The sequence below is a fragment of the Pseudonocardia sp. OZ21 genome (assembly GCF_059359135.1).
This window is the reverse complement of record NZ_JCADBN010000050.1, coordinates 1-732: the sequence shown is the minus strand read 5'-3', so window position 1 is coordinate 732 and position 732 is coordinate 1. Positions and strand designations below refer to the sequence as shown.

The following is a 732-nucleotide window of genomic DNA, read 5'->3' as shown; positions in this document are numbered from 1 at the left end:
GCAGCGGTGTCCGCGGCGGTGGTGCGGACTCGGCGACCGCGCCTGGCACCGACCAGGCCGAGCTCGCCCATCAGCCGCTCGACGGTGCAGCGGGCGACCGGGATGCCTTCCCGGTTGAGTGCCAGCCAGGTTTTGCGGGCGCCGTAGACGCTGTAGTTGTCGCCGTGGACCCGGGTGATCTCGACCTTCAGCAACTCGTCGCGTCGTTTCCGGGCAGACGGCGTGCGTGCGCGGGCGGCGTAGTAGGTCGATGGGGCGATCGGGCAGCCGTGCTCGGACAACACGGCGCAGATCGGCTCGACTCCCCACCGCAGCCCGCCCGCCTGATGATCGGCGTGGCCAGCGATGAACTTCACGAGCGTGTCGAGGGCCGGTCGAGCTCGGCCGCAAAGAAAGCCGACGCGGCCTTCAGGATTTCGTTGGCCCGGCGCAGCTCAGCGTTCTCCCGCTTGAGCCGCTTCAACTCGGCCGACTCCTCGCTGGTGGTGCCCGGGCGCTGACCAGCGTCGGTCTCGGCCTGACGAACCCACTTGCGCACGGTCTCCGCGGTACCGACACCGAGCTTCTGCGCCACTGCACCGATCGCGGCCCACTGCGAGTCGTAGTTCGGTGTCACCTCGGCGACCATCCGCACCGCCCGCTCACGCAGCTCCGGTGGGTAGTGCTGGGACCGGCGTGTCATGACTCCATCTCCTCACAAGATCGAGCCTCCCGACACCCCGGGGCGCTTCA

The 732-nt window shown here is 69.3% G+C and carries 1 pseudogene; it reads right to left on the bottom strand.

Features of this window, described 5'->3' with window-relative positions:
• Positions 1-682: pseudogene (locus tag AC5L35_RS37335) on the bottom strand (IS3 family transposase); the annotation flags it as partial.
• Positions 683-732 lie beyond the last annotated feature (50 nt).